This is a genomic window from Aeromonas sp. 604176 (genome assembly GCF_049170755.1).
Classification (GTDB): Bacteria; Pseudomonadota; Gammaproteobacteria; order Enterobacterales; family Aeromonadaceae; genus Aeromonas; species Aeromonas veronii_A.
The window spans coordinates 1-7075 of the sequence record NZ_JAAKNE010000163.1 but is presented as its reverse complement, the minus strand read 5'-3'; the positions used below and the strand labels follow the sequence as shown (position 1 = coordinate 7075).

At 60.2% G+C, this 7075-nt stretch carries 7 protein-coding genes; all 7 read right to left on the bottom strand.

Going from position 1 to position 7075, the window contains the following annotated elements:
* Nucleotides 1–2366: DNA polymerase III subunit alpha (gene dnaE / locus G5358_RS19585; protein WP_421324745.1), on the bottom strand; the 2366-nt coding region annotated here is incomplete at its 3' end.
* A 38-nt stretch (nucleotides 2367–2404) separates the two neighbouring features.
* Nucleotides 2405–2995, bottom strand: a complete 591-nt coding sequence (rnhB, locus tag G5358_RS19580; RefSeq protein ID WP_216951877.1) for a ribonuclease HII — start codon at nucleotides 2993–2995, stop codon at nucleotides 2405–2407.
* A gap of 117 nt (nucleotides 2996–3112) precedes the next feature.
* Nucleotides 3113–4252 carry a lipid-A-disaccharide synthase gene (gene lpxB, locus G5358_RS19575; RefSeq protein ID WP_216951878.1) on the bottom strand — a complete coding sequence of 380 codons (1140 nt, stop codon included), beginning with the start codon at nucleotides 4250–4252 and terminating at the stop codon, nucleotides 3113–3115.
* Entirely contained in the window at nucleotides 4245–5036 is a 792-nt protein-coding gene (gene lpxA / locus G5358_RS19570) for an acyl-ACP--UDP-N-acetylglucosamine O-acyltransferase (RefSeq protein WP_005338557.1), read from the bottom strand. Before lpxA ends, lpxB begins: the two co-directional genes overlap by 8 nt.
* Nucleotides 5037–5041: 5 nt before the next feature.
* Nucleotides 5042–5503 carry a 3-hydroxyacyl-ACP dehydratase FabZ gene (gene fabZ, locus G5358_RS19565; RefSeq protein ID WP_184155768.1) on the bottom strand — a complete coding sequence of 154 codons (462 nt, stop codon included), beginning with the start codon at nucleotides 5501–5503 and terminating at the stop codon, nucleotides 5042–5044.
* A gap of 24 nt (nucleotides 5504–5527) precedes the next feature.
* On the bottom strand, nucleotides 5528–6547 hold the full coding sequence (gene lpxD, locus G5358_RS19560) for a UDP-3-O-(3-hydroxymyristoyl)glucosamine N-acyltransferase (RefSeq protein ID WP_421324744.1): 1020 nt from the start codon (nucleotides 6545–6547) through the stop codon (nucleotides 5528–5530).
* Between the two features lie 3 nt (nucleotides 6548–6550).
* Entirely contained in the window at nucleotides 6551–7063 is a 513-nt protein-coding gene (locus G5358_RS19555) for an OmpH family outer membrane protein (RefSeq protein WP_005338563.1), read from the bottom strand.
* Nucleotides 7064–7075 lie beyond the last annotated feature (12 nt).

Genomic DNA, 7075 nt, shown 5'->3' with positions numbered 1-7075 from the left:
GCGGTCATCACCGCCGCCATGAACTCGGCCGGGAAGTGGGTCTTGAGCCAGAGGGTCTGGTAGGAGACCAGCGCATAGGCGGCGGAGTGGGATTTGTTGAAGCCGTAGCCCGCAAACTTCTCCACCAGATCGAAGATCTTCATCGCCAGCTCGCCGTCGACGCCATTCTTGACGGCGCCCTCCTCGAAACCGGCCCGCTGCTTGGCCATCTCCTCGGGCTTTTTCTTACCCATCGCCCGGCGCAGCATATCCGCGCCACCCAGCGTATAACCCGCCAGGGTCTGGGCGATCTGCATCACCTGCTCCTGATAGAGGATGATGCCGTAGGTGGGCTCCAGAATCGGTTTCAGGCTCTCGTGCTGCCACTTCTCGTCCGGATAGGAGATCGCTTCATTACCGTGCTTGCGGTCGATGAAGTTATCCACCATGCCAGACTGGAGCGGGCCCGGTCGGAACAGGGCCACCAGTGCGATCATGTCTTCGAAGCAGTCGGGGCGCAGCCGCTTGATGAGATCCTTCATGCCGCGGGATTCCAGCTGGAATACCGCTGTGGTCTCATAGCGTTGCAGTAGGTCGAACGACTTCTTGTCATCGATAGGGATGGCGGCGATATCCACCGGCGGCTTGCCCTCTTTGGCAAGACGCGGGTTTATCATGCCGAGCGCCCAGTCGATGATGGTGAGGGTGCGCAGACCCAGGAAGTCGAACTTCACCAGACCTGCGTATTCCACATCGTTCTTGTCGAACTGGGTGACCGGGTGATGGCCTTCGTCATCGCAATAGAGCGGCGCAAAGTCGGTGATCTTGGTGGGCGCGATCACCACGCCACCTGCGTGTTTACCGGCGTTGCGCACCACCCCTTCCAAGCGGCGGGCCATGTCGATGAGGTCTTTGACCTCCTCATCCTGCTCGTAGAGCTCGGGCAGCTTGGGCTCAGCCTCGAATGCCTTGGCGAGCGTCATGCCCGGATCCGGCGGGATCAGCTTGGAGATGCGATCTACAAAGCCGTAAGCGTGGCCCAGCACCCGGCCTACGTCCCGCACCACCGCCTTGGCAGCCATGCTGCCGAAGGTGATGATCTGCGACACCGCCTCCCGACCATACATGTCGGAAACGTGCTCGATCACCTCGTCGCGCCTGTCCATGCAGAAGTCGACGTCGAAGTCGGGCATGGATACCCGCTCGGGGTTCAGGAAACGTTCGAACAGCAGGTCAAATTCCAGCGGGTCGAGGTCGGTGATCTTGAGGGCGTAGGCCACCAGAGAGCCAGCCCCCGAGCCCCGGCCCGGGCCAACGGGGATGCCGTTGTCCTTGGACCACTGGATAAACTCCATCACGATGAGGAAGTAACCCGGGAAGCCCATCTGGTTGATCACTTTGAGCTCGATGTCGAGACGCTCGTCATACTCGGGACGGCGCTCGGCCCGCACCGCCGGATCCGGGAACAGGAATTCCAGCCGCTCCTCCAACCCCTCTTTCGACTTCATGACCAGGAAGTCTTCGGTGGTCATGTCACCGGTCGGGAAGTTGGGCAGGAAGTATTCGCCGAGGCGCACCGTCACGTTGCAGCGCTTGGCGATCTCCACCGTGTTCTCCAGCGCCTCGGGGATGTCGGCAAACAGCTCCGCCATCTCCTCCTGGCTGCGCAGGTACTGCTGCGGGCTGTAGCGGCGCGGCCGGCGCTTGTCCATCAGGGTGTAGCCGTCGTGGATGGCGACCCGGATCTCGTGGGCATCGAAGTCATCGGCGGTGAGGAACACCACCTCGTTGGTGGCCACCACCGGCAGCGCAAACTCGGTGGCAATCGCCACCGCCATGTGCAGGTAGACCTCTTCGTCGGGTCGACCGGTACGCAGCAGTTCGAGGTAGTAGGCATCGGGGAAGTGGGTCTGATAGAAGGCGACACACTGCTCGGTCATCTGCCGGTTGCCCTTGAGCAGGAACTTGCCCACATCCCCCTCGCGGCCGCCGGAGAGGACGATCACCCCCTTGGCATGCTCGGCGAGCCAGCTCTTGTCGATGACCGGCCGCCCCTGCACGTGGCCGCGCTGGTAACCACGGGAAATAAGCAGGGTGATGTTCTGGTAGCCGTCGTTATCCATGGCGAGCAGGGTGAGACGGAACTGCTCGTCGCCAAGCTCATCGCTCTGCACCCAGAAGTCGGCCCCGACGATGGGCTTGATCCCCTTGCCGTGGGCCGCGCCATAGAAGCGCACCAGACCGCACATGTTCATCTGATCGGTCAGCGCCAGCGCCGGCATGTTGTTGGCCGCAGCCGCCCCGACGATGGGGTTGATCTTCTGCAGGCCATCGACCATGGAGAAGTCGGAGTGGACTCGCAGGTGGATAAAACGGGGGTCAGCCATCGTCATCTCCTCTCGCTGCTCAAACTAAATGGCATGGTCTACTCGATCCCCAGTGCGCGGCGCACCGGTTTGAAGCTCTTGCGATATTCGGGCAACGGGCCACGCTCGGCCAGAATGGCGAGGTGATCCGCAGTCGGATAACCCTTGTGACGGGCAAAACCATATTCGGGATGACGGCTGTCCAGCTCGGTCATCTCCGCATCGCGGGTCACCTTGGCGAGGATCGAGGCGGCGCTGATGGCGGCCACCAGGCTATCGCCCTTGACCACGGCACGCGCTTCCATCGGCAATGCAGGGCAGCGGTTGCCATCGATAAAGACCAGCTCGGGGGTGACCTTCAGTCCCGCCACGGCTCGCTGCATCGCCAGCATGGTGGCATGCAGGATGTTGAGCTCGTCGATCTCCTCCGGAGTTGCACGACCGATGGCCCAGGCGAGCGCTTTCTCTTTGATCTCGTCAAACAGGGCGAGGCGCTTCTTCTCGGAGAGCTTCTTGGAGTCGTTGAGCCCTGCGATCGGATTGGCGGGATCGAGAATGACCGCAGCGGTGACCACGTCACCCACCAGGGGGCCACGACCCACTTCGTCCACACCGGCAACCAGCTTGTCGTCAGGAATATCGATCATCATCTTGTAGCCTTGAATCAAAACAGGCCCCGTGGGGCCTGACAGGGGTCGACTGGCGCAGCATTACCGCTCGAAAAGGATGAACGGGTAGCGCGGCGCAATCGACGGTCCGAAATAGCGTTATCTGCCGAGCAGATCCGCCACCGCATCGGCGGCCTGCGAGTCGGCATTGCAGCGGATCAGCTGGTGCAGCTCGGTGAAGGTATTGACCAGCGCACTGTTGTCGTGCTCGAAGTACTTGCTCACCTCTTCCACCAGATTCTCCGGGGTGCACTCGTGCTGGATGAGTTCCGGCACCAGCATGCGACCGGCGAGCAGGTTGGGCAGAGAGACAAATTCGGTCTTCACCAGTCGCTGGGCCAGCCAGTAGCTGAAGGGCTTGAGCTTGTAGCCCACCACCATCGGCTTTTTCACCAGCATGGCTTCGAGCGCTGCGGTGCCAGAGGCCAGCATCACCACGTCGGCGGCGATCATCGCCTCGCGGCCCTGCCCTTCCAGCAGCACCATGTCGAGACCCGGCGCTACCTCGGCCTTGATGGCCATAAACTGCTCACGCCGTTTCTGGTTGACCAGCGGCACGATGAAGCCGAGATCCGGATAGCGCACCGTCAGGTGTTTGCATGCCTCGAGAAACAGGGGAGACATAAAGCCCACTTCTGCGGTGCGGCTGCCCGGCAGCACTGCCAGCCAGCGGCGATTGGCATTGATACCGAGATTGCGACGTACGGCTGCCTGATCCGGCACCAACGGAATATCATCCGCCATGGTGTGACCGACAAAACGGCAAGGGGCGTCGAAGCGGTCGTAGAAGGCTTTCTCGAAGGGCAGGAAGGCGAGCACCATGTCGGTGGCGGCCTTGATCTTGTGAATGCGGTTCTGGCGCCAGGCCCACACAGAGGGGCTGACATAGTGAACCGTCTTGATACCGGCGCGGCGCAGTTTCAGCTCCACTCCGATATTGAAATCTGGTGCATCCACGCCGATGAAGATATCGGGCGGATTGGCAATAAAGTGGCGCAGCAGTTCGCGACGAACCTTGAGGATGCGCGGCAGACGCCCCAGCACCTCGGTGATCCCCATGACGGAGAGCTCTTCCATCTCGAACAGGGCCTTGACGCCCAGAGCCTGCATGCGCGGCCCGGCGATCCCTTCGAACTGCGCGTCCGGGTAACGGACTTGCAGCTCGCGCACCAGACCGGCAGCCAGAATGTCGCCGGAGACCTCTCCGGCGACGATACCGATACGAACCGGATCAGGCACGGATGATCCCGCGCTCGTTGTCTTTGAGGAAGTCCACATAGAGCTGGACGGCCGGCTCGGCTTGCGCCATCTCGATCAGCACCGGCAGCACCTCTTCGATGGTCTTGCCGGAGCGGAAGATCTCTTTGTAGGCACGCTTGACGGCAGAGATGGCCTCGGCGCTGAAACCGCGGCGACGCAGACCTTCGGAGTTCACCCCGAACGGCTTGGCGTAGTTGCCGGCAGCCATCACGTAAGGCGGTACGTCCTTGTTCAGGGCGGCGCAGCCACCGACGAAGGCGTGGGAACCGACGCGGCCGAACTGGTGAATGGCGGAGAGACCACCAAAGATCACGAAGTCACCGATCACCACGTGGCCAGCCAGGGTCGCGTTGTTGGCGAAGATGCAGTTGTCACCAATGATGCAGTCGTGGGCAACGTGGACGTTGACCATGAACAGGTTGCCGCTGCCCACCTTGGTCAGGGATTGATCCTGAATGGTACCGCGGTGGAAGGTGCAGTTCTCGCGAATGACGTTGTTGTCGCCAATCTCGAGGAAAGTGCGCTCACCGGCGTACTTCTTGTCCTGGCAATCCTCACCGATGGAGGTGTGCTGGAAGATCTTGTTGCCGCGACCAATCTTGGTCGGGCCCTTGATCACCACATGGGAACCTACCCAGGTGTTGTCACCGATTTCCACCTCGGCGCCGATGACAGAAAAGGGGCCGATTTCAACCCCTTTACCGATCACGGCAGACTCATGGACGATGGCTGTATCGTGAATGATGGCAGTCTGGTCGATCACGTGTGTTAAACCTCGCGTTTGGCGCACATCAGCTCGGCGGTACAGACCACTTCACCGTCGACGGTAGCGACACCGGTGAACTTGGCAATACCGCGACGCTCTTTCAGGAACTCCACGTCGAGCACCAGTTGATCACCGGGGCCGACCGGACGCTTGAAGCGAGCGTTGTCGATTGAGGCAAAATAGTAGAGTTCATTGGGAGACGGTTTGCCCACCATGGTAAATGCCAGGATACCGGTGGCCTGTGCCATCGCTTCCAGGATCAGTACCCCTGGGAACACCGGCTTGGCCGGGAAGTGCCCCTGGAAGATCGGCTCGTTGAACGAGACGTTCTTGATGGCGCGCAGAGTTTTGCGCTCATCGCTGATCTCGTAGTTTTCCACCCGATCCACCATCAGGAACGGATAACGGTGGGGCAGCAGATCCATGATTTCCTGGATACCCAGGCTCTTCTTTTCAGTAGTCAAAACAGTACCCTATACCAATCGTGATTATTCTTGATCCAGCTTCTTCTCAAGCTTGCTTAACCGCTTGTGCATCTCTTCGATACGCATCACCCGGGCGGCGGTCTTGCGCCACTCTTTATTGGTTTGCAGAGGGATGCCGGAAGAGTAGACACCGGGCTCGGTAATGGGTCGCATCACCATGGCCATACCGGTAACGGTGGCCTGATCGCAGATCTCCATATGCCCGTTAAAGACGGAAGCGCCACCAATGATACAGTATTTGCCGACCTTGAGACTACCAGCCATCACGGTGGAGCCCGCCACGGCAGTGCCGTAACCAATCTCCACGTTGTGGGCGATCTGGCACTGGTTGTCGATGATGACGTTGTCAGCGATGCGGGTATCTTCCAGCGCACCGCGGTCGATGGTGGTACAGGCACCGATCTCGACCCGGTTGCCGATAGTCACGCCGCCGAGCTGGGGGATCTTGATCCACTCGCCACGCTCGTTGGCATAACCGAAACCATCGGCGCCGATCACTGTGCCGGATTGAACCAGACAGTCGGTGCCCATGGTCACATTGTGATAGAGGGTGACGTTGGCCCACAGCCGGGAGCGGGCTCCCAGCCGGGTGTTCTTGCCAACGAAACAACCCGGGCCAATGCGTACATCATCACCCAGCACGACGCCGGATTCGATCACTGCATTGGCGCCGATGGCCACTCTCTCGCCCAGTTGTACGTCAGCCGCGATAACGGCGCTCGGATGGATATCCGTGGCCGGCTGCGGGGTGGTGTCCAGCAGTTGGGCTACCCGGGCAAAGCCCACATAGGGGTCTTTGAGCACCAGGGCATTGGTGGGACAAAATGGCAGATCCGCTTCTGTAATGAGCACGGCGGTCGCCTTGCTCTGCTCCAGATAGTGCCGGTACTTCTTGTTGGACAGGAAGGTGATATCCCCCTCCCCGGCCTTTTCCAGTGTCGCTACCTTGCGGATTTCCAGGGTTCCGTCGCCATGGATCTGGGCCCCCAGTTGCTGGGCCAGCTGTGCGAGAGTGAATGCCATCAATTAGTTGCTCTTGCTTACCTGAGAAATAACCTGGCCGGAGATGTCCAGCTTGCTGGCGGCATACGGGGCGGCATTGCGCTCCAGCACCAGATCGTAACCATTGCTCTTGGCGATGGAATCGATGGCAGCCTGCACCTTGGTCAGGATCTTGTTGCGCTCTTCGGACTGACGGCGACCGTTGTCCTGCTCAAAGGCTTGACGCTTCTGGTTGAACTCCATCTGCAGCTTGGCCAGCTTCTCCTGGTTCTGCTTCTTCTGCTCGGCGCTCATGAAGGCTTCATCCTTGCGGAACTTCTCGACCAGCTTCTGGCCTTCCTGTTCCAGCTTCTGCAGCTCACGCATGCGCGGCTCGAATTCACCTTTCAGCTTGGCTGCAACGGCTTCACGCTGGGGCAGCTTTTGGAAGACTTCGCCCATATCCACCACGGCGATCTTGGTCTCAGCGAAGGCAGAACCCATGCCGGCAGCCATCAGTGCAAAGCTCAAACCAGCTACTTTCAACGCTTTATTCACACTTACTCCTTG

Bases quoted from the DNA above. Each gene is read 5' to 3' on its own strand.
- rnhB (WP_216951877.1), bottom strand. From the start codon at position 2,995: ATGATGATCGATATTCCTGACGACAAGCTGGTTGCCGGTGTGGACGAA.
- lpxD (WP_421324744.1), bottom strand. From the start codon at position 6,547: ATGGCATTCACTCTCGCACAGCTGGCCCAGCAACTGGGGGCCCAGATC.